Origin of the sequence: Streptomyces sp. enrichment culture, assembly GCF_964273255.1 — a bacterium.
In the GTDB taxonomy this organism is placed as follows: Bacteria; Actinomycetota; Actinomycetes; order Streptomycetales; family Streptomycetaceae; genus Streptomyces.
Window position 1 is genome coordinate 4,949,812 of record NZ_OZ186835.1, and the last position, 22,776, is coordinate 4,972,587.

Annotated in this window: 18 protein-coding genes; 7 read left to right on the forward strand and 11 right to left on the reverse strand. The window is 74.6% G+C overall.

Annotated features, from left to right (window positions below):
• The first annotated feature begins 1,182 nt into the window (after positions 1-1,182).
• Positions 1,183-3,930, forward strand: a complete 2,748-nt coding sequence (ppdK, locus tag ACSU53_RS21455; RefSeq protein ID WP_437030065.1) for a pyruvate, phosphate dikinase — start codon at positions 1,183-1,185, stop codon at positions 3,928-3,930.
• Positions 3,931-4,070: 140 nt separating this feature from the next.
• On the opposite strand, the gene ACSU53_RS21460 is transcribed toward ppdK, so the two are convergent.
• The 6 genes from ACSU53_RS21460 to ACSU53_RS21485 form a co-directional block, all read right to left on the reverse strand.
• The gene (locus tag ACSU53_RS21460) at positions 4,071-4,502 is read right to left on the reverse strand and encodes an LAETG motif-containing sortase-dependent surface protein (RefSeq protein ID WP_437030067.1); all 432 of its coding nucleotides are present in this window, start codon (positions 4,500-4,502) and stop codon (positions 4,071-4,073) included.
• 200 nt (positions 4,503-4,702) lie between these two features.
• Complete coding sequence (locus tag ACSU53_RS21465; RefSeq protein ID WP_437030070.1) at positions 4,703-5,095, reverse strand: type II toxin-antitoxin system VapC family toxin; 393 nt, start codon at positions 5,093-5,095, stop codon at positions 4,703-4,705.
• Positions 5,092-5,376, reverse strand: coding sequence for a hypothetical protein (locus ACSU53_RS21470; RefSeq protein WP_164332533.1), 285 nt, complete (start codon positions 5,374-5,376; stop codon positions 5,092-5,094). The genes ACSU53_RS21465 and ACSU53_RS21470 overlap by 4 nt, the downstream gene beginning before the upstream one ends.
• Before the next feature lie 36 nt (positions 5,377-5,412).
• Positions 5,413-5,763 carry a nitrite reductase small subunit NirD gene (nirD, locus tag ACSU53_RS21475; RefSeq protein WP_437030072.1) on the reverse strand — a complete coding sequence of 117 codons (351 nt, stop codon included), beginning with the start codon at positions 5,761-5,763 and terminating at the stop codon, positions 5,413-5,415.
• Entirely contained in the window at positions 5,760-8,357 is a 2,598-nt protein-coding gene (gene nirB, locus ACSU53_RS21480; protein ID WP_437030074.1) for a nitrite reductase large subunit NirB, read from the reverse strand. Before nirB ends, nirD begins: the two co-directional genes overlap by 4 nt.
• Positions 8,357-9,574 (reverse strand): NAD(P)/FAD-dependent oxidoreductase, encoded by a 1,218-nt coding sequence (locus tag ACSU53_RS21485; RefSeq protein WP_437030076.1) that lies wholly within the window; start codon positions 9,572-9,574, stop codon positions 8,357-8,359. The genes nirB and ACSU53_RS21485 overlap by 1 nt, the downstream gene beginning before the upstream one ends.
• A gap of 183 nt (positions 9,575-9,757) precedes the next feature.
• Between ACSU53_RS21485 and ACSU53_RS21490 the strand changes: the two genes are divergently transcribed.
• Complete coding sequence (locus ACSU53_RS21490; RefSeq protein ID WP_437030078.1) at positions 9,758-10,543, forward strand: sulfite exporter TauE/SafE family protein; 786 nt, start codon at positions 9,758-9,760, stop codon at positions 10,541-10,543.
• Between the two features lie 173 nt (positions 10,544-10,716).
• Here ACSU53_RS21490 and ACSU53_RS21495 read toward each other — a convergent pair whose 3' ends face one another.
• Both ACSU53_RS21495 and ACSU53_RS21500 read right to left on the reverse strand, forming a co-directional pair.
• A complete protein-coding gene (locus ACSU53_RS21495; RefSeq protein ID WP_437030080.1) occupies positions 10,717-11,364 on the reverse strand; it encodes a class F sortase in 648 nt (215 codons plus the stop codon).
• Between the two features lie 117 nt (positions 11,365-11,481).
• On the reverse strand, positions 11,482-12,027 hold the full coding sequence (locus tag ACSU53_RS21500; RefSeq protein ID WP_437030081.1) for a hypothetical protein: 546 nt from the start codon (positions 12,025-12,027) through the stop codon (positions 11,482-11,484).
• 335 nt (positions 12,028-12,362) lie between these two features.
• Between ACSU53_RS21500 and ACSU53_RS21505 the strand changes: the two genes are divergently transcribed.
• Positions 12,363-12,755, forward strand: coding sequence for a hypothetical protein (locus ACSU53_RS21505; RefSeq protein WP_437030083.1), 393 nt, complete (start codon positions 12,363-12,365; stop codon positions 12,753-12,755).
• A gap of 403 nt (positions 12,756-13,158) precedes the next feature.
• Here the strand turns inward: ACSU53_RS21505 and ACSU53_RS21510 are convergent, their stop codons facing one another.
• The 3 genes from ACSU53_RS21510 to ACSU53_RS21520 form a co-directional block, all read right to left on the reverse strand.
• A complete protein-coding gene (locus tag ACSU53_RS21510; RefSeq protein ID WP_437030084.1) occupies positions 13,159-13,599 on the reverse strand; it encodes a gamma-glutamylcyclotransferase family protein in 441 nt (146 codons plus the stop codon).
• 108 nt (positions 13,600-13,707) lie between these two features.
• Entirely contained in the window at positions 13,708-15,846 is a 2,139-nt protein-coding gene (locus ACSU53_RS21515) for a molybdopterin oxidoreductase family protein (RefSeq protein ID WP_437030086.1), read from the reverse strand.
• Between the two features lie 147 nt (positions 15,847-15,993).
• Positions 15,994-16,692 (reverse strand): SanA/YdcF family protein, encoded by a 699-nt coding sequence (locus tag ACSU53_RS21520; RefSeq protein WP_437030088.1) that lies wholly within the window; start codon positions 16,690-16,692, stop codon positions 15,994-15,996.
• A gap of 210 nt (positions 16,693-16,902) precedes the next feature.
• Here ACSU53_RS21520 and ACSU53_RS21525 point away from each other — a divergent pair, with 210 nt between their 5' ends.
• The 4 genes from ACSU53_RS21525 to dnaG all read left to right on the forward strand — a co-directional run bounded on the left by ACSU53_RS21525 (position 16,903) and on the right by dnaG (position 22,697).
• Positions 16,903-17,823, forward strand: a complete 921-nt coding sequence (locus ACSU53_RS21525) for a sirohydrochlorin chelatase (RefSeq protein WP_437030089.1) — start codon at positions 16,903-16,905, stop codon at positions 17,821-17,823.
• A gap of 90 nt (positions 17,824-17,913) precedes the next feature.
• Positions 17,914-19,278 carry a deoxyguanosinetriphosphate triphosphohydrolase gene (locus tag ACSU53_RS21530; protein ID WP_437030091.1) on the forward strand — a complete coding sequence of 455 codons (1,365 nt, stop codon included), beginning with the start codon at positions 17,914-17,916 and terminating at the stop codon, positions 19,276-19,278.
• A gap of 125 nt (positions 19,279-19,403) precedes the next feature.
• Positions 19,404-20,669 carry an NAD(P)/FAD-dependent oxidoreductase gene (locus ACSU53_RS21535; RefSeq protein WP_437030093.1) on the forward strand — a complete coding sequence of 422 codons (1,266 nt, stop codon included), beginning with the start codon at positions 19,404-19,406 and terminating at the stop codon, positions 20,667-20,669.
• 96 nt (positions 20,670-20,765) lie between these two features.
• A complete protein-coding gene (dnaG, locus tag ACSU53_RS21540) occupies positions 20,766-22,697 on the forward strand; it encodes a DNA primase (protein ID WP_437030094.1) in 1,932 nt (643 codons plus the stop codon).
• Positions 22,698-22,776: the final 79 nt, after the last annotated feature.

Below are 22,776 nucleotides of genomic sequence, written 5' to 3' on the forward strand. Positions count from 1 at the left end.
TCCGGGGTGGGGGACTGGCCGGCGGGGCCGGGGTCGGTCGGTCCGGAGCCGGTCGGACCGGGATCGGCCGGTTCGCGGTCGGGTGGACAGGGGTCGGCCGGACGGGAGCGGGCTGGACCGGGGTCGGCCGGTTCGGAGTCGGCTGAACCGGGGTCGGCCGGTTCGGAGTCGGCTGGACCGGGGTCGGCCGACCTGGGTCCCCCCGAACCGGTGGGGGCGGGACCGCGCTTCCCCGAACCGGGCTCGGCACCGACGGGCCCGTCGGTGCCGTCGGCGGCCTCCCGGCCTTCCGCCCGCCCGTCGGTGCCGTCCGCCTCCGAGTCCTGCTGCTCGTGAGGGCTGTCGGCCTCGTCCGCCCGCCCGTCGGTGCCGTCGGCGTCCCGGTCCTCCCGCCGGTCGGTGTCGTCGGGCTCCCGGCTGGCTTCCCGTCCGCCGGTGCCGTCGGTGCCGTCGGTCCTCCGGCTGTCGTCCGGTTCCGGGGTCCCGCCCGGCTCCTGCGCCGTCCCCGGTTCCCGGGTCCCGCCCGGCTCTTGCGCCGTCCCCGGCTTCCGGGTCCCGCCCGGTTCCCGGGTCTCGCCCGGCTGCCGGGTCCCGTCGGTCTCCTCGGACCGGTCGTCCTTCCCCCCGTCCCCGTCGGTCGTGCGTCGCGGCCGGAGCGAGCGTGTGTAGCCAGGCACCCGGAGGTCCTTCCGTACCCGTGCGGAACTCGGTTGGAGGGGCGGACCCGGCGTGGGGGTCCGGGTCCGCCACCGTTCCGTACGGGCGCGTCGGCCGGTGTGTTCAGCCGGACGTCCCGGGCCGGTCCGCATGGTGAAATCCGGGCCGGTGTGGCAGCGTGATTCTCGCCACCCTTGATCAGGGTTGCGCTCAGATGAGCGGATCTTGAGCGGCTGCACTTCTGGAAAGAATGGCACTCAGTGCCATTCGATGATCGTTCATCGAGCGAAAACAGACGTGGGAATCGCCGCTCAAGTGAGCGGACAAGGTGGCCTTATGTGCGGGGTTGCGTTCAAGAAGTGAAAACATGCGGCGGCCAGGGCTTGCCAAGCCTTGACTTTCGATCCACTGGCGAGCAGGTGGTTACAGGCGCATGACGCGTAAGTGGACGTACCCACGGGCCTTTGATCTGGGTACATTCCTCGCCGTCAGGGCAGCCACCGCGTCCTCGAGGAGTCGAGACCCGTGTCGGAAAACAAAGGTCCCCAGGTACCGGGACCCGGTAACAGTGTTGACAGCGTGAAGTTCGTCTACGACTTCACCGAGGGCAACAAGGACCTCAAGGACCTGCTGGGCGGCAAGGGTGCCAACCTCGCCGAGATGACCAATCTGGGTCTCCCGGTGCCACCCGGCTTCACGATCACCACGGAAGCCTGCAAGGTCTACCTGGACAGCGGCGAGGAGCCGCCCGCCCTCCGGGACGAGGTGAGTGCGCACCTCGACGCCCTGGAGAAGACCATGGGCAAGAAGCTGGGCCAGGCCGACGACCCCCTCCTCGTGTCGGTCCGCTCGGGCGCCAAGTTCTCCATGCCCGGCATGATGGACACCGTCCTGAACATCGGCCTGTCCGACAAGTCCGTGCAGGGCCTGGCCAAGCAGGCCGGGGACGACCGCTTCGCGTGGGACTCCTACCGGCGCCTCATCCAGATGTTCGGCAAGACCGTCCTCGGTGTCGACGGCGAGCTGTTCGAGGACGCGCTGGAGGCGGCGAAGGCGGCCAAGAAGGTCACGGTCGACACCGAACTGGAGGCCGCCGACCTCAAGAAGCTGGTCACCAGGTTCAAGAAGATCGTCAAGACCGAGTGCGGCCGGGACTTCCCGCAGGACCCGCGCGAGCAGATGGACCTCGCCATCAAGGCGGTCTTCGAGTCCTGGAACGGCGACCGCGCCAAGCTGTACCGGCGCCAGGAGCGCATCCCGCACGACCTGGGCACCGCCGTCAACGTCTGCTCCATGGTCTTCGGCAACCTCGGCCCCGACTCCGGCACCGGTGTCGCCTTCACCCGCGACCCCGCCTCCGGCCACCAGGGCGTGTACGGCGACTACCTCCAGAACGCGCAGGGCGAGGACGTCGTCGCCGGCATCCGCAACACCGTGCCGCTCGCCGAGCTGGAGTCGATCGACAAGAAGTCGTACGACCAGCTCATGCAGATCATGGAGACCCTGGAGAACCACTACAAGGATCTCTGCGACATCGAGTTCACCATCGAGCGCGGCCAGCTGTGGATGCTGCAGACCCGCGTCGGCAAGCGCACCGCGGGCGCCGCCTTCCGGATCGCCACGCAGCTCGTCGACCAGGGCCTGATCGACGAGGCCGAGGCCCTGTGCCGGGTCAACGGCGCCCAGCTCGCCCAGCTGATGTTCCCCCGCTTCGACGAGGAGGCCAAGGTCGCCCAGGTGGGCCGCGGCATCGCCGCCTCCCCGGGCGCGGCCGTCGGCAAGGCCGTCTTCGACTCCTACACCGCCGTCAAGTGGTCCCGTTCCGGTGAGAAGGTCATCCTGATCCGCCGCGAGACCAACCCCGACGACCTGGACGGCATGATCGCCGCCGAGGGCATCCTCACCTCGCGCGGCGGCAAGACCTCCCACGCGGCCGTCGTCGCCCGCGGCATGGGCAAGACCTGTGTCTGCGGCGCCGAGGAGCTGGAGGTCGACACCAAGCGCCGGCGGATGACCGTGCCCGGCGGGCACGTCGTCGAGGAGGGCGACCTGATCTCCATCGACGGCTCCTCCGGCAAGGTCTACCTGGGCGAGGTCCCGGTCGTGCCGTCCCCGGTCGTCGAGTACTTCGAGGGCCGGATGCACCCGGGCGCCGACGACGCCGACGAACTCGTCGAGGCCGTGCACCGGATGATGGCCTTCGCCGACCGCAAGCGCCGGCTGCGGGTGCGCGCCAACGCCGACAACGCCGAGGACGCGCTGCGCGCCCGCCGGTTCGGCGCCCAGGGCATCGGCCTGTGCCGCACCGAGCACATGTTCCTCGGTGACCGCCGCGAACTGGTCGAGCGGCTGATCCTGGCCGACACGGAGAACGAGCGCGAGGAGTCGCTGAAGGCGCTGCTGCCGCTACAGCGGCAGGACTTCGTGCAGCTCTTCGAGTCGATGGACGGCCTGCCGGTCACCATCCGCCTGCTCGACCCGCCGCTGCACGAGTTCCTGCCCGACATCACCGAGCTGTCGGTCCGCGTCGCCCTCGCCGAGTCCCGGCAGGAGCCGCACGAGAACGAGCTGCGGCTGCTCCAGGCCGTGCACCGGCTGCACGAGCAGAACCCGATGCTGGGCCTGCGCGGGGTACGCCTCGGCCTGGTCATCCCCGGCCTGTTCACCATGCAGGTCCGGGCCATCGCCGAGGCGGCGGCGGAGCGGCGCGGCGCCAAGGGCGACCCGCGCGCGGAGATCATGATCCCGCTGGTGGGCACCGTCCAGGAGCTGGAGATCGTCCGCGAGGAGGCCGACAAGGTCATCGCCGAGGTCGAGGCGGCCACCGGCACCTCGCTCAAGCTGTCCGTCGGCACGATGATCGAGCTGCCGCGCGCCGCGCTGACCGCCGGTCAGATCGCCGAGGCGGCCGAGTTCTTCTCCTTCGGCACCAACGACCTCACCCAGACGGTGTGGGGCTTCTCCCGGGACGACGTGGAGGCCAGCTTCTTCACGGCCTACCTGGAGAAGGGCATCTTCGGGGTGTCGCCGTTCGAGACCATCGACAAGGACGGCGTCGGCTCCCTGGTGAAGCTGGCCGCGAAGGCCGGCCGCGAGACCCGGCCCGACCTGAAGCTGGGCGTGTGCGGCGAGCACGGCGGCGACCCCGAGTCGGTCCACTTCTTCCACGAGGTCGGACTCGACTACGTCTCCTGCTCCCCGTTCCGCATCCCGGTCGCCCGCCTGGAGGCCGGCCGCGCCGCGGTCACCTCGGAGGGCAGCGACCACCGCTGACCCCTGACGGGGAACCGGACCCCGGAGCCGCTGTCTGTCACCCGACCACCCTCACCGATCGGCAGCGGCTCCGGATCACGAGAGGGCGGAGGGCGGCACCCGTGCGGGGGAGCCGCCCTCCGCCCTTGTGCGGGCTCGCCTCAGTGGGTGTCGCCGCGGCGCCGGCGGGCCGCGAACAGCACGCCGCCGCCCGCGAGCAGGACGGCCGCGCCGCCCGCCGCGAGGTACGGGGTGGCGCTGCTGCCGCCCGTCTCCGCGAGGTCCGCGCCGCCCTGCTCCCCGGCGTCGGAACCGGTGCCGGTGTCCTTGCCGGTGCCGCCGGCGGGCTTGTCGTCGTCGTTGTGCGGGACGAAGTCCGCGGGCGGCTGGTCGCAGCCGACGCCGTCGTTGTCGCGGTCCAGGTGCTTGCCGTAGTGGTCGTCGCCCTTGGCGATGCTCTCGTACCCGGCGGCGTACGCCTCGGAGCAGTTCTTGAACGGGTGGGTGCCGTCGTGGGCCACGGCGGTGGCCGGAACGACGGCGAGCGCGACGGCGGCGACGGCCACGGCGGCAGGCTTGCGGAACACGTTCACAGGGAGCCCCCCAGCTTTGTGCGGTATCCAGGGGCGGGACCGCTTCCGAGACGGCCCCGCAGGATGTGAGATGCCGACGTTAGGGGAGGGCCTGCGGAGCACTGTGCCGATATGGCGGACCCGTGATGCGAACGTGACGTGACCGTGCGGTAGCCGTCCGTCAGGACGAGGGCTGCCGGTCCGCGACAACTCCGTGGTCCTCAGACCTTGGCGATGCGGACGCCGGGAGCACACAGCAGGGTGAGATCCTCGGGGTCCGAGGTCAGGAGGGTGACGGGCGCGGGTGATGCCAGGGCGGTGGCGGCCACGATCGCGTCGAGGGCGTACGTGTGGCCGTGAAGTCCGGCCGCGGCGAGGAGCCTGCTGGCATGGCGTGCGATGGCCTCGGTGGGCGGGACGATGTTCACCCGGGAGACGGCGTAGTCGAAGCGTGCCTGGTCCGTCCCGGGGTCGCGGGCTTCGACGAGGGTGACCGAGCTGGTGATGACGCGCGTGTCCTCGGCCTCGGCCGCGGCGAGCCATTCGGTGAGCTCGGGTGTGCGTCGTACGAGTTGGGACAGGCCCTCGCAGTCCAGCACGAGTGTGCCGCTCACGCGGCGTCCGCCGAGTCGGCCGCGTCACCGCGCAGGATCGCTCGCTTGGCCTCCACGGCCGCAGGGTCGGCCGGTCCGTGTTCGGCCTCTGCCTCCGTGATGAGCTCGTGCAGCCGGTCCCGCTCCAGTTGGCGTTGGATGAGCGCTTCGACGTAGGCGGACATGCCCCGTTTGCCGGTCCGTGCCTTGAGGGCGGCGATGGTTCCTTCGTGGAGTGACACGGAGACCGGGCGGACGGGGCCTTCGCCGGGAGCGGGGTCGGGGGAAGGAGGAGTGGTCATGCCGGGCATTTTAACAAGACTTTTGTTATAAGGGGGTCACCCCGCCCTTACCTCGTACGTCCGCACCCGGACCGCCTCGTCGTCCAGGCAGCGGCCCGACTCCAGGTCGAAGCGCTGCTTCAGCAGCGGCGAGGCGACGAAGGGGTGGCCCCGGTGGGTGCCGGTCAGGCCGCGGGAGAGGACCGCGGCGCCGGTGAAGGGGTCGCGGTTGTCGATGGCGTACAGGCGTCCGGTGCGGTCGGCGAAGACGGCCACCTGGCGGCCGTCCGGGAGGAGGGCCGCCACCCCGCGGCCCGGGAGCAGCGCGCTCAGGTCGCAGACGGGGAACCAGGCGTCCGCCAGGCGGAGCCGGACCTTCAGATCGGTGGTCTCCAGTGCCAGGGTCATCGCGTGGCGCTTCCTTCCAGGAGGTCGTCGGCGGGCCGCCGGCCGATGGTCAGCAGGGGCAGGTCGGGCTTGATCTGGTCGCGCTCCGGCACGAAGGCGACCACCGGGTCGGGGGCGTCGGGGGCGTTCACGAAGGACACGAACCGGGCCAGCCTCTCCGGGTCGCCGATGGTCTCCGCCCACTCGTCGCGGTAGTGCGCGACATGGGCGGCCATCAGCGCCTCCAGCTCGTCGCAGATGCCGAGCGAGTCGTGGACGACCACGTCCCGCACGTGGTCCAGGCCGCCGGGGATCCGCTCCAGCCAGACGCTGGTGCGCTCCAGCCGGTCGGCGGTGCGAATGTAGAACATCAGGAACCGGTCGATCAGGCGCACCAGTTCGGCGTCGGAGAGGTCCTGGGCGAGCAGGTCGGCGTGGCGCGGGGTGGCGCCGCCGTTGCCGCCGACGTAGAGGTTCCAGCCGTGGGCGGTGGCGATGACGCCGAAGTCCTTGGACTGCGCCTCGGCGCACTCGCGCTGGCAGCCGGAGACGGCCGACTTGAGCTTGTGCGGGGAACGCAGCCCCCGGTAGCGCAGCTCCAGGTCGATCGCCATGCGCACCGAGTCCTGCACGCCGTACCGGCACCAGGTCTGTCCGACACAGGACTTCACCGTGCGCAGCGACTTGCCGTAGGCGTGGCCGGACTCGAAGCCCGCGTCGACCAGGCGCGCCCAGATCAGGGGCAGTTGCTCGACGCGGGCGCCGAACATGTCGATGCGCTGACCGCCGGTGATCTTCGTGTAGAGGCCGAAGTCGCGGGCGATCTCCCCGATGACGATGAGCTTCTCGGGGGCGATCTCCCCGCCGGGGATGCGCGGCACCACCGAATAGGAGCCGTTGCGCTGGAGGTTGGCCAGGAAGTGGTCGTTGGTGTCCTGCAACGCGGCCTGTTCGCCGTCGAGGACGTAGGTGCTGGCCCCGATCGCCGGGGCGAGGGAGGCGATGATCGAGCCGACCGCGGGTTTGCAGACCTCGCAGCCGTCGCCGCCCCGGGCCTCCTCGCGGCCGTACCGGTCCAGCAGTTCGCGGTAGGAGGTGAGGCGCAGGGCGAGGACGATCTCGTACAGCTCCTCGCGGGTGTGGCCGAAGCAGCCGCACAGGCCCTTGTCGACCTCGACGCCGTTCGCCTCCAGCTCCGCGTCGACCAGCTGACCGAGCACCTTGACGCAACTGCCGCAGCCCGTACCGGCCTTGGTGCACTTCTTCACCTCGGGCACCGTGGTGCACCGGTGCTCGGTGACCGCGCCGCGGACGGTGCCCTTGGTGACGTTGTGGCAGGAGCAGACGACGGCGTCGTCGGGCAGCGCGGACGGGCCGAGCCGGGCCGGGGCCCCGGCGCCCGCGGGCAGCACCAGCGCCTCGGGGGCGACGGGCGGCACCGAGCCGGTGAAGGCGCGCAGCGTGCCGTACGCCTCCGCGTCGCCGACCAGGATGCCGCCGAGCAGCGTGCCGTCCCGGCCGATGACCAGCTTCTTGTACAGGCCGGCCCGGGAGTCGGAGTAGACGACGTCGAGGCAGTCCCCGCCGGTGCCGTGCGCGTCGCCGAAGGACGCCACGTCCACACCGAGCAGCTTCAGCTTGGTGGACAGGTCGGCGCCGGTGAACGACGCCTCGGCGTCGGCGATGGCCGCGGCGGCGGTCTCCGCCTGCTCGTAGCCGGGCGCCACCAGGCCGTACACCCGGCCGTCGGCGGCCAGCGCGCACTCGCCGATCGCGAACACGTGCGGGTCGGTGACCGTGCGGCACTGCTCGTCCACCGCGATGCCGCCGCGCTCCCCGACGTCGAGGCCGCAGTCCCGGGCGAGCCGGTCGCGGGGGCGGACACCGGCGGAGAACACCACCAGGTCCGTGGCGAGTTCGGACCCGTCGGACAGCTTCATGCCGGTGACCGCGCCGTCCGCGCCGACCACGATCTCCTGGGTGCCGACTCCGGTGTGGACGGCGAGGCCCATCTCCTCGACGGTGCGCAGCAGTGCCGCGCCGCCGCCCTCGTCGACCTGGACGGGCATCAGCCGGGGCGCGAACTCCACGATGTGGGTGGTCAGCCCGAGGCCCTTGAGCGCGCCCGCCGCCTCCAGCCCGAGCAGCCCGCCGCCGACCACCGCGCCGGTCGTCGCCGTCCGCGCGTACTCCTCGATCGCGAGCAGGTCCTCGATGGTGCGGTAGACGAAGCAGCCCTCGGCGTCCTTGTTCGGCACCGGCGGCACGAACGGGTAGGAGCCGGTGGCGAGGACCAGGACGTCGTAGGCGACGACCAGCCCGGAGCGGGCGATCACCGTGCGCGCCGCGCGGTCGACGCTCACCGCAGGGTCGCCCACGCGCAGCTCGATGCCGTGCGCCTCGATGAAGGCCGCGTCCGTCAGCGACAGGTCCTCGGGGGTCCTCCCCGAGAAGTACGAGGTGAGCTGGACGCGGTCGTAGGCCGGACGCGGCTCCTCGCACAGCACGACCACGCGGTGCGTGGCGGTCAGACCGCGCTCGGCGAGCGCCTGGAGGAAACGCTGGCCGACCATGCCGTGGCCGATGAGCACGAGGGTCGGTGTGTCCGTGGGCATCAGGAGCCTCCGTCATGGGTGAGCAGGTGGAGCAGGGGCCCGCCGTCGGAGGGGAGCGGCTCCGCTCCCTCCCAGGCGCGCGCGAGGGCGCCGACGGTGCCGAGTTCGCCGACCAGGACCCCGCCGACCAGGCGGTCGTCGCGGACGACGACCTTGCGGTAGGTGCCGCGGGTGGCGTCGGCGAGCTGCACGACGTCGTCGCCCGGCAGCGCCTCCGTCTCGCCGAACGCGGCCAGGTCGAAGGGGCTGTCCGGCCCGGTGAGGGTGAGCCGGGTCAGGGAGCGGGTGCCGGTGTAACGGGCGGTGGTGTCCCCGGCGAGCAGCGCGGCGAGCGCGTCGGCCTGTTCGAGTGCCGGGGCGGCGAGCCCGTAGACCGTGCCGGCGTGCTGGGCGCAGTCGCCGACGGCGTGGATGTGCGGGTCGGAGGTGCGCAGCCGGTCGTCGACGACGACGCCCTTGCGGACGTCGAGCCCGGCGGCCTGCGCGAGACCCACCCTCGGGTGGACGCCGCAGGCCAGCACCACGAGGTCGGCGCCGAGGGCGTAGCCGTCGGCCAGCTCCACCGAGCGGACCGCGCCGCCGGCGCAGCGCACGTCCCGCACCCGGCACTCGGTGTGCACCTCCACCCCGAGGCCGGTCAGGTACCGCTCGACGAGCACCGAGGCGGCCGGGTCGAGCCGGCGTTCCATGAGGCGCTCGGACTGCTGGGCGAGCACCACCTGCGCACCGCGCGCCGCGAGCGCCCGGGCCGCGGACACGCCGAGCAGGCCGCCGCCGATCACCACCGCCCGCACGCCCGGCCGGACCGCCTCGGCCAGGCCCAGGCAGTCGTCCAGGGTGCGGAAGGCGTGCACGCCCCGGGGCAGCTCGGGGCCGGTGGTGAACAGGCCGCGCAGCGGCGGCAGGACGGGGTTGGAGCCGGTGGCCAGCACCAGGCGGCCGTACGCCAGCACCGTGCCGTCGGCGCAGGTGGCGGTCCGCGCGGCGCGGTCGATGCCGGTCACCCGGGCCCGGGTCAGCTCCGCGGGCGCCGGCAGGGCGATCACCTCGGGGCCGTACCGCCCGGCCAGCACCTCGGCGAGCAGCACCCGGTTGTACGGCGGGTGCCGCTCCTCGCCGATCAGCGTGACGGGCGTGCCCAGCTCGCCGAGCCGCCGGGCGAGGCGGACGCCCGCGAGGCCGGAGCCGATCACCACCACACGCTCGTTCCAGGTCATGTCCCCGAGCCTGCGCGGCAGGTGTTACCCGGCCGCATCCGAGCTGTTTCCCGCGCGGAACGCTGTGCTCAGCGGGGGAGCGAGGCTGCTGTGAGGCCCGCCGCAGGCGTGTGAGCAGCGTCAACCTCAGGAAACGCTCATCTTGATGGACGTGACAACTATCCGCTCCATAGGGTCGCGGGCATGCCCGACATCTCCCTGACCGCCGGCGTCCTGCTCTGCGTGGCGGCGCTCGCCGCCGGCTGGATCGACGCCGTGGTCGGCGGCGGCGGGCTGCTGCTCCTGCCGGCCCTGCTGCTCGGCCTGCCCGCCGGCACCCCGGCCGCGCACGCGCTGGGCACCAACAAGGCGGTCGCCATCGTCGGCACCACCGGCGCGGCGGTGACCTACGCCCGCAAGGCGCCGGTCGACGTCCGCACCGCCGTCCGCATCGGGCTGGCCGCCCTCGCGGGCTCCTCGGGCGGGGCGTTCCTCGCGGCCGGGATGAGCACCGAGGTCCTCAAGCCCGTGATCATGGTGGTGCTGCTCGCGGTCGCCGCCTTCGTCATCCTGCGTCCCGCCTTCGGCACCACCGCCCCCGCCCCCGGCCCGGTGAGCCGCCGCCGGACCCTGGCGGCGATCGGCCTGGCGGGCCTCGGCATCGGCTTCTACGACGGTCTCGTCGGCCCCGGCACGGGCACCTTCCTGGTCCTGGCGCTCACCGCGCTGCTTCACCTCGACCTGGTCACGGCCTCCGCCACCGCCAAGATCGTCAACTGCTGCACCAACGCCGGGGCGCTCACCATGTTCGCCTGGCAGGGCGCGGTGCTGTGGCAGCTGGCCGCGCTGATGGCCGTGTTCAACCTGGCCGGCGGCACCCTCGGCGCGCACACGGCGCTCAAGCGGGGCAGCGGCTTCGTCCGCGTCGTCCTGCTGGTGGTCGTCTTCGCCCTGGTGGCGAACCTCGCCTACGAGCAGTGGCTGGCCTGAGACACCGGGACGGGCACCGGCGGCGCCGCCAAGGGGCGGGAACCGCACCGTGACCGGGGGGCGCGCCGGGATCGGCGGGCCCTCCCGGGAGCGGCGCGTCCTCCCGGCACCGCCGGGTCCTCACGACCGCGCCGGGCCCTCCCGGCGGCGCCGCTTCCCCCGGCCGCGCCGGTTCAGCGGCTGCCCGTCAGGTGGGCGTACACCACCACGTTGCCCCGGTAGCCCGTGGTGCGGGAGTAGCCGCCCCCGCAGGTGATGACCCGGAGCTCGGGGCGGTGCGCGGCGCCGTAGACCTTCGCGTCGGGGAAGTCCCGCGCGTCGTACACCTCGACGGCGTGCACGGTGAACACGGCGACGCCGCCGTCCCGCCGGTCCACCTCGACGGTGCTGCCCTTGCGCAGCGCGCCCAGGGAGAAGAAGACGGCGGGCCCCTCGGCGTTGTCCACGTGGCCCGCGACGATCGCGGTGCCCGTCTCGCCGGGCGTGGTCCCGGCCTCGTACCAGCCGGCGAGGTTCTTCCGGGCGGCCGGGGGGACGTCCAGGCTGCCGGACGGGGTCAGGCCGAGCCCCGTCAGCGGGGCGTCGACGTCGATCGCGGGGATGCGGATCCGCTCCGGCGGGGACGGCGGCAGCGCGGGCGCCGCGGCCGGGCCGCTGCGGTCGTCGTCCCCGGTGTGGGCCTGGGCGGCGGACGGCTGGGGCGGGGCGTGCGGGGCGGGCCCGTCGCGCAGCAGCCACAGGCCGGAACAGAGGGCGAGCACGGTGACGGCCGCTATGGCCGTGTTCCCCGCTCCGCGCAACGGGCGGAGTCTTCGGCGCATGACGGACCGACCCCTTTCTGGATGCGGCCCCGTACCCCCCTCCGGGCCGCGAGGGGCGTCGGACCCGGAGGGGGAGGGGACATGCGGTACCGGCGGACGGGCAGCGGAGGGTGCCCGTCAGATCCCGTCGCCTCTCGCCCGGCGATGCAGGAGCCAGGTACCGCCCGCGGCGGCGACGGCAAGGGCCGCCACGCCGGCCGCGGTCCGCGCGGGATCGGGGCCCAGAGCGCCACCGACCCCCGTCTTCACACTGCCCCGGGGGGCCACCTGCTGGGCGGCGGACGTCAGGGTGACCACCAGGTCCCCCGTCACCCGCCGCCCGCTCTCGGAACACCGGGCGACGATCTCGTACGTCCCCGGCACCGCGCTCGGCGGCACCCGGAACCGGCCGATGAGGTTCTGCTCGTGCGTGGTCGGCGCGAGCGTGAACCGGCCCGCGCCCACGGCGGTCGCGTCGCCCGCCGCCGCACCGTCGTCCCCGCACGCCGCCGTGTTCACGCTGACGTGGTCCCCCGGCACGGCCGAGGAGGGGTACACCTCCAGGCCGCCCGCCGAGGTGCCGGACGGGTGGCCCGCCGGGGCGGCCTGCGCGGGGGAGACCAGGATCCCCGCGGTGGCCACGGCGAGCACGGTGCCGGCCAGCAGCCGGGCGGAACCTCGCATCGATGCTCCTCGAGCTCACGAACGGGCCGCGGCCCGCGGCACCCCCATGTGCCGCCGTCGGACGCGCCCTGCTCCTTAGAGGAAAGTGCCGACGGGCCCGGACCGCTCCCTGAGGGGGTGTCAGGAAGCGGGCTGAACGGGTGTCAGGCACCACCGGCCGTGTCCCGCCCGCGCCGCGTTTCGGCAGGTCACCGGCGTCCCGGCGGCCGAGCGGCGGAACGGCCCCCGAACGGACGGGTCCCGCGACGGTGAACGGGTGACCGGTCCCACCGCCCCGGGCGCGTCGGGCAGGCACTACCGTGCGGTACGGGGAGGGGGTGCAGCCGGTGGGACGGATGAGGACCAGGGCCCGGACCGCAGTGCTGTCGGCGCTGTGGGTCCTGGTGATCTGGGGTGCCGTCCAGTCCTGCGGGGGTGTGCTGGACGGGGCGGGCCGTGCCGACGTCCGCTGCCCCTGGTTCAACCTCGGCCCGGACGGCGAGTCGCACCCCGCGCTGATGCATCCCGGAGACACCTGCACTCCCGAACGGGGCTCCAGCGAGAGGCGGACCTACGCGGAGCAGCGGGAGGTGCAGCGCGCGGCGGGCGAGGACGTGGTCACCGGTGCGTGGATCCTCGGCGCCGGTGCGCTGGGCCTGGCCGGCGCGTACGCGCAGCCGCGTGTCCAGGAGGCCCTGACCCGGAGGAGCCGCGGGAGGCGCACGCCCGGCGGCACGCCCGGCGCGTGATGGGGCCGGGCCGGATCGGGGGCTCTGGACGGGGCCGGGGGCTACGGACGGGTCCGGGGGGCACGGGTGCGCCGCGGTGGACGGGCGCCCCCTCGACAGCAGCCTGAGCCGGTGGGGCGAGCGGGCCGGGGGGACCAGCGGGCCGGAGAGGCGACTCCTCCGGAGAGCCGGGCCGCTTCGGAGATACAACCCGCTTCGGAGAGACGACCCGCTCCGGAGAGACAACCCGCTCTGGAGAGGACACCCGCTCCGAAGGGTCGACCGGTTCCGGAGAGCCGACCGGCTCCGGCGTGACCACCCACGGGAGGCCGGTCCGCCGCGGGGAGGCCGGCGCACCGCGGAAGAGCGGCACGTCACCCCCGCGCCCCGCGCCAACGCGGGCCCGGGGGACGGCCGATGCCGTTCAGCGGGAGCGCGGGGACGGGTCCGGCCGACGGCCGAACCAGTCGCCGCCCTCGACGGGCCTGCCCCGGGAACGCAGCCGCGCGGCCACGGCGGGCGCGGCGACGTACACCCAGGCCCGGACGGCCGCCCCGTCCGCCGCCCGGACGACCTCCCGCGCCACCCGCTCGTAGAGGTTGCGCGGATCACCCGGCGTGTACTGCTCCAGCCGGTCCAGCTCGGCGAGCAGACCCGGGTACGCCTCCGGCAGCGCCGTCACCAGCTCCCCGCACACCCCCGGCCCGGGATCCTCCACGGCGAACGGGTAGCCGGGGCCGTCGTACAGCACCGCGTCCCGCAGCCGGCCCGGCTCCTCGCGCAGGGTGCGGCCGCGCAGGAACGGGCCGTGGTTGACCCCGCCGGGGCGGAGGGTGCCGTACACGAAGAACGGGAGAGGCGTCACGGGTCCACCAGCGCGGGTCGGGGCCGCCCCCCGGCGCGGTGCCGCCGAAGGGCCTGACGGCCCCGATTGTCACGCGCCGCCCGCGGCCCCGGCGACCGGCCCCGATTGTCACGCGCCGCCCGCGGCCCCGGCGACCGGCCCCGCCCGTTCCACGCGTACCGCGCAGGTCTTGAACTCCGGCATCCGCGACACCGGGTCGAGCGCCGGGTTGGTGAGGGTGTTGGCGCGGCCCCCGTCCGGCCAGTGGAACGGCATGAACACGGTGTCGGGGCGGATGGAGCCGGTGATCCGGGCCGGGGCCACCACCCGGCCCCGCCGGGACACCACCGCCACCGGGTCGCCCTCGGCCGCGCCCAGCCGCTCCGCCAGCCGCGGGTGCAGCTCGACGAAGGGACCGGGGGCCGCGTCGTTCAGCTCCGCCACCCGCCGGGTCTGCGCACCGGACTGGTACTGCGCCACGACCCGCCCGGTGGTGAGCAGCACCGGGTAGTCGTCGTCCGGCTCCTCGGCCGCCGCGCGGTGCGAGACGGCGACGAACCGGGCCCGGCCGTCGTCGGTGGCGAACCGGTCGAGGAAGAGGCGGGGCGTGCCGGGATGGGGGGTGCCCGGGCCCGCCGTCCCCTCGGCCGGGGCGGGGCACGGCCAGAAGACGCCCTGCTCGCGCTCCAGCCGGCCGTAGGTGATGCCGGAGTAGTCGGCGGGACCGCCCGCGCTCGCCCGGCGCAGCTCCTCGAACACCTGCTCCGGATCGGCCGGGAACCCCGTGTGCCGTCCCGTGCCGTCGTCCAGCCGGGCGGCCAGCTCGTGCAGCACCTCCAGGTCGCTGCGGACGCCCTCCGGCGCGGACACCGCCCGGCGCCGCAGCAGGACCCGGCCCTCCAGGTTCGTCGTCGTGCCGGTCTCCTCCGCCCACTGCGTCACCGGCAGGACGACGTCGGCGAGCGCGGCCGTCTCCGAGAGCACGACGTCGCACACCGCCAGGAAGTCCAGCGCCCGGATCCGCTCCTCGACGTGCGCGGCACGCGGCGCCGACACCACCGGGTTGGAGCCCATCAGCAGCAGCGCGCGGACGTCCGTGCCGAGCGCGTCCAGCAGTTCGTAGGCGCTGCGCCCCGGCCCGGGCAGCGTGCCGGGGTCCACCCCCCACACCCCGGCCACGTGCGCCCGCGCCGCCGGGTCCGTCAGCCGGCGGTAGCCGGGGAGCTGGTCGGCCTTCTGGCCGTGCTCGCGCCCGCCCTGCCCGTTGCCCTGCCCGGTCAGGCACCCGTACCCGGACAGCGGGCGCCCGGCGCGGCCCGTCGCCAGGCACAGGTTGATCCACGCGCTCACCGTGTCGGTGCCCTTGGACTGCTGCTCGGGCCCGCGCGCGGTGAGCACCATCGCGCCCTCCGGCGCGCAGAACAGCCGCACGGCCTCGCGCAGTTCCGGCACCGGCACGCCGGTGATCCGCTCCACGTACTCCGGCCAGTGCGCCATCGCCGCCGCCCGGGTCTCCTCCCAGCCGGCGGTGCGTTCGCGGATGTACGCCTCGTCGGTGCGGCCCTCGGCGACGACCAGGTGCAGCAGGCCCAGGGCCAGCGCGAGGTCGGTGCCGGGGCGGGGCGCGAGGTGCAGGTCGGCCTGCTCGGCGGTCCGGGTGCGGCGCGGGTCGACGACGATCAGGGTGCCGCCGTTCTCCTTCAGTTCGGTGACGTACCGCAGGAACGGCGGCATGGTCTCCGCCGGGTTGGAGCCGACGAGGATCACACAGCCGGTCCGCGGGATGTCCTCGAGCGGGAACGGCAGCCCGCGGTCCAGCCCGAAGGCCCTGCTGCCCGCGGCCGCCGCCGACGACATGCAGAACCGGCCGTTGTAGTCGATCTGCGAGGTGCCCAGCACCACCCGGGCGAACTTCCCCAGCGCGTACGCCTTCTCGTTGGTGAGCCCGCCCCCGCCGAACACCCCCACGGCGTCCGCACCGTGACCGGCGCGGGCCCGCCCGAGCCCGTCGGCGATCCGGTCCAGCGCCTCCTCCCAGGAGGCGGGCACCAGCGCGCCGTCCGCGGAGCGCACCAGGGGCGAGGTGAGCCGCGCGGCCGGGGAGAGGACGGCGGGAGCCGTGCGCCCCTTCCCGCACAGCGCCCCCCGGTTCACGGGGAAGTCCGCGCGCTCCGTCACCGCGAGGGTTCCGTCCGGGGCCGGGGCCAGGTTCATCCCGCACTGCAGGGCGCAGTAGGGACAGTGCGTGGGCGTCACGGTGCTGTGCATGCCGACCACCCTGCGCGCCCGGTGTTACGCACCGCACCGGCCCGTGTTACGCGCCCGGTACGACCGCCTCCTCACCGGCGACGGGCGGCGGTGAGGGCCGCCGGCGCCCACCGGCCGGACGCCGGCAGGGCGCCCGCGGCGCAGCGGTCACGGTGCGGTGCGGGCATCCGCCAGCGCCCGCTCCACCCCCGGTTCCTCGGGACCGAGGAAGGTGGGGTCGGGCCGCAACGCGGCGTCGACGGCGGCCTTTCCCGCCGCGAGGATCTCCCGTGCGCCCCCGTAGTACCAGGTGGCGTCGTGCCGTTCGTCGACCCCGACCCCGTGCGAGACGACCCCGGCCGCCTCGCACAGCGCCACCGCCCGCCGGACGTGGAAGCCCTGGCTGATCAGCACCGCCCGGTCCACCCCGAAGATCTTCTTCGCGCGGACGCAGGAGTCCCAGGTGTCGAAGCCCGCGTAGTCGCTGACGATCCGGGCGTCGGGCACGCCGTGCCGGGTCAGGTAGGCGCGCATCGCGTCCGGCTCGTCGTAGTCCTCGCGGCTGTTGTCGCCGGTGACCAGGACCACCCGGATCCGCCCCGCCCGGTACAGCTCGGCCGCCGCGTCCAGCCGGTGCGCGAGGTAGGGCGACGGCTCCCCGTCCCACAGGCCCGCGCCGAACACCACGGCCACGTCGGTGCGCGGCACGTCGGCCGCGGTGTGCAGCCGCCCGTCCGTCGTCAGGTGCAGCCACGTCGCCGGGAGCAGCGCCAGCGTGGCCAGGCCCGCCACCGCCTGCACCAGACGGCGCCGTCCCGCACGGGTGCGCGGCAGGCGGGGGCGGCGGACGGTGAAGCGGCGCGTCACGGGGGCACCTTCCGGGTCGGCTCTCGCTGGGCGAAGACGTCCCGGCGGCCCCGGCGGTTCGGCGGGCCGGGCGTGTCCGGCCTCACACCCCGGGCCGGATCCGCGGGCCACCGGGCCTCACCCGCCGCCCGGGGCGGTCGGTGAAGTGCCGGAAAACGCCCGTCACGCCCGCGCAACGGGGCGGCAACGTGCCCGGTCCAGCATGGGCGCATGACCGCGACCCACACCGCCGGCCCGGAGCCCTCCGGCGCCCCGGCGCACGCCGACGGCACGGCCCGCCCCGCCACCCCGCTCGACAGCTCGGGCGGCCTCCTGCACCGGATCGGCACCACGCTCGCCGGACAGCTCGGCCGCCTCGCCCCGGACGGGCGGCGCCTCGCGGAGCGGCCCGCCCTCGTCGTCGTGGCCCACGGCAGCCGCGACCCGCGCGCTCTCACCACGGTCACCGCCCTGCTCGACCGCGTGCGGGCACTGCGCCCCGGCCTGCCCGTGCACCTGGGCCACATCGAGCTCGACGCGCCCCTGCTGCCGGACACCCTCGCCGCCCTCGACGCGCGGGGCACCGGCGCGGCCGTGCTCGTCCCGCTGCTGTTCGGCCGCGGCCACCACGTCAAACGGGACATCCCCGCACTGGCCGCCGGCGCCCGGACGCCCGTGCGCGTCGCCGCCCCGCTCGGTTCCCACCCCCTGCTCGTGGACGCCCTGCACGAGCGGCTCACCGAGGCCGGCTGGCCCGTGCGGCCGGACGCCGCCACCCGCCGCACCGGCGCCGTGGTCCTCGCCTCCGCCGGATCGCGCGACCCCGAGGGACGGGCCGCCGTCGCCCGCACCGCGCGGCTGCTCGCCGCCCGGCTCGGCGTCCCCGTCGTCGCCGCCCACGCCACCGCCGCCGCACCCACCGTCCCGGACGCCGTGCGCGCCCTCGCCGCGCGGGGACGGCACCGGGTGGCCGTCGCCTCCTGCTTCACCGCGCCCGGCCGCTTCGCGACCGCGTGCGCCGCCGCCGCGCCCTGGATCGCCTCCGCCCCCCTCGGCACCCACCCGGCGCTCGCCCGCCTCCTCCTGCACCGCTACGACGAAGCCCTCGCGGCCCCCGGCCCGCGCCCCGTCCCGCAACTCGCCCCGGCCTGAACCGCTCTCCCGCCGGCCCGCCTTCCCGGGTCTCCGCCCGGCCCGCCTCCCGGGTCCCCGCCCGTCGGCGCCTGCGTCTACTGTCGGTGCATGGAAGGCATCCCGGCCGGCACCCCCGCCGCACCCGTCCCGTACGAGAACCACGTCCCGCCCGCCGGATACGACCCCGCGGCCGTCGAGCGCTGGGCCGCCGAGCCCGACAAGCGCCCCGGCCGCACCGCCTTCCAGCGCGACCGCGCCCGCGTGCTGCACTCCTCCGCCCTGCGCCGCCTGGCCGGCAAGACCCAGGTCGTCACCCCCGGCGAGGCCAACCCCGTGTGGGACGCCAGCCCCCGCACCCGCCTCACCCACTCGCTGGAGTGCGCCCAGGTCGGCCGGGAGCTCGGCGCCGCCCTCGGCTGCGATCCCGACCTGGTGGAGGCCGCCTGCCTCTCCCACGACCTCGGCCACCCGCCCTTCGGGCACAACGGGGAGCAGGCGCTGAACGAGTTCGCCGCGGACTGCGGCGGCTTCGAGGGCAACGCCCAGTCGCTGCGCCTGCTCACCCGCATCGAGCCCAAGCGGTTCGTCACCGACCCCGGCACCGGCGAGGCCACCGGCGTCGGGCTCAACCTCACCCGCGCCGCCCTGGACGCCGCCACCAAGTACCCCTGGTCCCGGGGCGCCCACCCCGACGACCCGGACTCGCCCAAGTTCGGCGTGTACGAGGACGACCGCCCGGTGTTCGACTGGGTCCGCAAGGGCGCCCCCGGAGCCCGCATCTGCTTCGAGGCGCAGGTCATGGACTGGTCCGACGACGTGGCCTACTCCGTGCACGACGTGGAGGACGGCCTGCACGCCGGTCACATCGACCCCAACTGCCTGCACGCCGACCCCGAACGGGAGGCGGTCTTCGCGGTCGCGGTCGGCCGCTACGTGCCCGCCGGCACCGACCCGGCCGAACTCGCCGAGGCCCTCGACCGGCTCCTCGCCCAGGAGTGGTGGCCGCACGGCTACGACGGGACCGCCGTCGCCCAGGCCCGGCTGAAGGACGCCACCAGCCAGCTCATCGGCCGGTTCTGCCTCGCCGCCGAGGGCGCCACCCGCCAGACCTGGGGCACCGGACGCCTCACCCGCTACGGGGCGGAGCTCGTGGTGCCCCGGGGCACCCGCATGGAGTGCGCCGTGCTCAAGGCGGTCGCCGACCGCTACGTCATGCAGCGCGCGGAACAGGAGCGGCTCCGCGCCGACCAGCGGATCGTCGTCCTGGAACTGGCCGAGGCGCTCACCGCCCGCGCCCCCGACGGGCTGGACCCCCAGTTCCGCTCCCTGTTCGACCGGGCCCCCGACGACCGCGCCCGCAAGCGCGTGATCGTCGACCAGCTGGCCTCCCTCACCGACGCCTCGGCCCGTTCGCTTCACGCCCGCCTCACCGGGGCAGGAACCAGAGGGGACCGCCACCACCGGGACCGGTGAGGCGCGAGGGGCGCGAGCCCGCCCGATCGTGACCCTGTGTGGCCTGATCGGGTCACTCCCCCTTCCCGCGGCTCGGCGGGTGCGGGAGGCTCGCACGTGGCGGCACGCTCAGGAGGAGGCATCACGTGGTCGACGCGGACCAGACATTCGTCATCGTCGGAGGCGGACTCGCCGGCGCGAAGGCGGCCGAGACGCTGCGAGCGGAGGGCTTCACCGGCCGGGTGATACTGATCGGCGACGAACGCGACCACCCCTACGAGCGCCCGCCGCTGTCCAAGGGCTACCTCCTCGGCAAGGACGCCCGCGAGAGCGCCCAGGTGCACGAGCCCGCCTGGTACGCCCGCCACGACATCGAGCTGCACCTCGGCCAGACCGTCGACGCCCTGGACCGCGCCGCGAAGACCGTCCGCTTCGGCGAGGACGGCACCACCGTCCGCTACGACAAGCTGCTGCTGGCCACCGGCGCCGAGCCCCGCCGCCTCGACATCCCCGGCACCGGCCTGGCCGGCGTGCACCACCTGCGCCGCCTCGCCCACGCCGACCGGCTCAAGGGCGTCCTGGCCTCCCTCGGCCGGGACAACGGCCACCTGGTGATCGCCGGGGCCGGGTGGATCGGCCTGGAGGTCGCCGCGGCCGCCCGCGGCTACGGCGCCGAGGTGACCGTCGTCCACCGCGGCCCCACCCCGCTGCACTCGGTCCTCGGCCCCGAGCTGGGCCAGCTCTTCGCCGACCTGCACCAGGCGCACGGCGTCCGCTTCCACTTCGGCGCCACCCTCACCGAGATCACCGGCCAGGACGGCATGGTGCTGGCCGTCCGCACCGACGACGGCGAGGAACACCCCGCGCACGCCGTCCTCGCGGCGATCGGCGCGGCCCCGCGCACCGCCGTCGCCGAGGCGGCCGGCCTGGAACTCGCCGGCCCGGCGGACGGCGGCGGCATCCTGGTCGACGCGCGGCTGCGCACCTCCGACCCCGACATCCACGCCGCCGGTGACGTGGCGTCCTTCCCGCACCCCCTGTTCGGCACCCGGCTGCGCGTCGAGCACTGGGCCAACGCCCTCAACGGCGGCCCCGCCGCGGCCCGCGCCATGCTCGGCCGGGACGAGCCCTACGAGCGCGTGCCGTACTTCTTCACCGACCAGTACGACCTGGGCATGGAGTACAGCGGGTGGGCCCCCGCCGGCTCCTACGACCAGGTGGTGGTCCGGGGCGACTCGGGCAAGCGGGAGTTCATCGCGTTCTGGGTGAGGGACGGCCGGGTGCTGGCGGGGATGAACGTCAACGTCTGGGACGTCACCGACACGATCCAGCGGCTGATCCGCTCCCGGGCGGCCGTGGACACCGACGCCCTGGCCGACCCGCACGTGCCGCTGGAGAGCCTGGTCCCCTGAGACCCGGCCGCACCGCCGCACCGCTGTGCGGCGGGTCCCGGGCCGGGGCCCCGGTCCCGGCCCGGGAGTGCCGGCCGGGCACCGTAGACTCGCGGTGTGGCCGGACGGATCAACGACGAGGACGTGAGGGCGGTACGGGACGCCGTCCCGATCGACGCCGTCGTCTCCGAGTACCTCCAGCTGCGCAACGCGGGCGGCGGCAACCTCAAGGGCCTGTGCCCCTTCCACGACGAGAAGTCGCCGTCCTTCCAGGTCAGCCCGGCCAAGGGCCTCTTCCACTGCTTCGGCTGCCAGGAGGGCGGCGACACCATCACGTTCGTGATGAAGGTCGACCACCTCTCCTTCTCCGAGGCCGTCGAGCGCCTCGCCGCCCAGGCCGGCATCACCCTGCGCTACGAGGAGGGCGGGTACAACCCCGCCCACCAGCGCGGCGAGCGGATCCGCCTGGTCGAGGCCCACAAGCTCGCCGCCGAGTGGTACGCGGAACAGCTCGCCGGCTCCCCGGAGGCCGAGACCGGCCGGGTCTTCCTCGCCGAGCGCGGCTTCGACCAGGCCGCCGCCGTCCACTTCGGCGTCGGCTACAGCCCCCAGGGCTGGGACCACCTCGTCCGCTTCCTGCGCGGCAAGGGCTTCAGCGACAAGGAGCTGATCCTCTCCGGCCTCGCCCAGGAGGGCCGCCGCGGCCCCATCGACCGCTTCCGCGGCCGGCTGATGTGGCCCATCCGCGACATCGGCGGCGACGTCGTCGGCTTCGGCGCCCGCAAGCTGTACGAGGCGGACAACGGCCCCAAGTACCTCAACACCCCCGAGACGGCGATCTACAAGAAGTCCCAGGTCCTGTACGGCATCGACCTGGCGAAGAAGGACATCGCGAAGTCCTCCCGCGCCGTCGTCGTCGAGGGCTACACCGACGTCATGGCCTGCCACCTGGCCGGCGTCACCACCGCCATCGCCACCTGCGGCACCGCCTTCGGCGGCGACCACATCAAGATCCTGCGCCGGCTGCTCATGGACAACGGCAGCGCACGCGTGATCTTCACCTTCGACGGCGACGCGGCCGGGCAGAAGGCCGCCCTGCGCGCCTTCGAGGACGACCAGAAGTTCGCCGCCGAGACCTACATCGCCATCGCCCCCGACGGCATGGACCCCTGCGACCTGCGCCTGGCCAAGGGCGACGAGGCGGTCGCCGACCTGGCCGAACCCCGCACCCCGCTCTTCGAGTTCGCGCTGCGCCAGATCGTCGGCCGCTACGACCTGGACACCCCCGCCGGGCGGGCCGCCGCGCTCGACGAGGCCGCGCCCGTCGTCGCCCGCATCAAGAACAGCGGGGCCCAGCACGAGGTCGCCGTCCAGCTCGCCGGCATGCTCGGCATCCTCGACACCCAGTTCGTCGTCCGGCGGGTCGCCCAGCTGGCCCGCTGGGCCCGCGAGCGCGGCGGCCGGGGCCCCGCCGCCGAGCGTCCGGCCCGGCCGCAGCACGGCGGCGCCCCCCAGCAGCAGGCCGCCGCCCCGGCCGGACCGCGCGGCCCCGCCCTCAACCTGCGCAACCCCGTCTTCGCCACCGAGCGCGAGCTGCTCAAGCTGGCCCTCCAGCGCCCCGAACTGGTCTCGCCGGCCTTCGACGCGTACGGCGTGGACGAGTTCACCGCCCCGCCCTACGCGGCCGTCCGCCAGGCGATCCTGGACGCCGGGGGCGCGGAGTACGGCACACAGGACCCGCAGCAGTACCTGATCCGGGTCCGCGACGCCGCCCCCGACGACACCGTCCGCGCCATGGTCACCGAGCTGGCCGTCGAGGCGATCCTGCTGCACCGCGGCGTCAAGGAGGTCGACGAGACCTACGCGGGCGCTCAGCTGGTCACCGTCCGCCGCCGCGCGGTGGAACGCCGCATCCGGGACATCACCAGCCGCCTCACCCGCCTGGGCACTCAGGCCGACCCGGCCGAACTGACCGCCGTGCAGAACGAGTTGTGGGTCCTCCAGCAGTACGACCAGTCCCTGCGGGAGCACGGCGCGGCAGCGCTGTAGTCCCCCCTCCCGGGGCCGCCGGGCCCCCGGACGGGCCGGTGCCCCCGAGCGCGCTCCGGGCGGCGCCGGTCACCCGCCC

What these genes read in the sequence shown, in the direction of transcription:
- ACSU53_RS21495 (WP_437030080.1), bottom strand. Translation starts at nt 11,364, where the DNA reads ATGCGCCGAAGACTCCGCCCGTTGCGCGGAGCGGGGAACACGGCCATA.
- ACSU53_RS21515 (WP_437030086.1), bottom strand. Translation starts at nt 15,846, where the DNA reads ATGCACAGCACCGTGACGCCCACGCACTGTCCCTACTGCGCCCTGCAG.
- nirB (WP_437030074.1), bottom strand. Translation starts at nt 8,357, where the DNA reads ATGCCCACGGACACACCGACCCTCGTGCTCATCGGCCACGGCATGGTC.
- nirD (WP_437030072.1), bottom strand. Translation starts at nt 5,763, where the DNA reads ATGACCCTGGCACTGGAGACCACCGATCTGAAGGTCCGGCTCCGCCTG.
- ACSU53_RS21490 (WP_437030078.1), top strand. Translation starts at nt 9,758, where the DNA reads ATGCCCGACATCTCCCTGACCGCCGGCGTCCTGCTCTGCGTGGCGGCG.
- ACSU53_RS21525 (WP_437030089.1), top strand. Translation starts at nt 16,903, where the DNA reads ATGACCGCGACCCACACCGCCGGCCCGGAGCCCTCCGGCGCCCCGGCG.
- ACSU53_RS21470 (WP_164332533.1), bottom strand. Translation starts at nt 5,376, where the DNA reads ATGACCACTCCTCCTTCCCCCGACCCCGCTCCCGGCGAAGGCCCCGTC.
- ACSU53_RS21500 (WP_437030081.1), bottom strand. Translation starts at nt 12,027, where the DNA reads ATGCGAGGTTCCGCCCGGCTGCTGGCCGGCACCGTGCTCGCCGTGGCC.
- ACSU53_RS21505 (WP_437030083.1), top strand. Translation starts at nt 12,363, where the DNA reads ATGAGGACCAGGGCCCGGACCGCAGTGCTGTCGGCGCTGTGGGTCCTG.
- ACSU53_RS21485 (WP_437030076.1), bottom strand. Translation starts at nt 9,574, where the DNA reads ATGACCTGGAACGAGCGTGTGGTGGTGATCGGCTCCGGCCTCGCGGGC.
- ACSU53_RS21530 (WP_437030091.1), top strand. Translation starts at nt 17,914, where the DNA reads ATGGAAGGCATCCCGGCCGGCACCCCCGCCGCACCCGTCCCGTACGAG.